The organism is Vibrio sp. 1069, assembly GCF_033340555.1.
In genome coordinates this window covers 1-654 of record NZ_JAWOWP010000471.1, presented here as the reverse complement: position 1 = coordinate 654, position 654 = coordinate 1, and the positions used below count along the sequence as shown (strand labels likewise).

The window sequence follows — 654 nt, the reverse complement described above, 5'->3', positions numbered from 1 at the left end:
ATGATCTTGTCTTTATTCGCCAGCATTTGCATGATGTTAGCTTCTGCTTCATCCGGCGTCTGCCAATCTTCAATCATCTCCATAGCCGCTTCGTTTGCACCGCCGTGAAGAGGACCACGAAGTGTACCGATTGCAGCTGTAATACAAGAGTGAATGTCGGACAGTGTTGATGCACAAACGCGGGCTGCGAACGTTGATGCGTTAAACTCATGCTCTGCGTAAAGGATTAATGAACAGTGCATCACTTGCTTGTGTAGCGCTGATGGCTCTTTATCTGTAAGCAATCGCAAGAAATAACCGCCGATGCAGTCTTCGGTTTGATCTTCTGTGTCGATACGAACGCCATCGTGACTAAAACGGTACCAGTAACAGATGATGGCTGGGAACAAGGCTAACATGCGCTCTGTTGCTTGCAGTTGCTCATCAAAGCTCATTTCCTGCTCTAAGTTACCCAATACAGAACAACCCGTACGCATTACGTCCATTGGGTGCGCGCTTGCTGGGATCAGTTCTAAAGCTTGCTTTAGCTCGGTCGGCAAACCGCGAAGGCTCAGTAGGTGTGTCTTGTACGCATCAAGTTCTTGTTGATTCGGCAAGTGACCGCGTAACAGAAGATGTGCAACTTCTTCAAATTGAGCATTATTGGCAAGGTCA

1 protein-coding gene is annotated in these 654 nt (G+C 47.7%); it reads right to left on the bottom strand.

Annotated features, from left to right (window positions below):
* A partial coding sequence (locus tag R7040_RS27215) for a citrate/2-methylcitrate synthase (RefSeq protein ID WP_318097709.1) occupies positions 1–654 on the bottom strand: 654 nt, incomplete at both ends.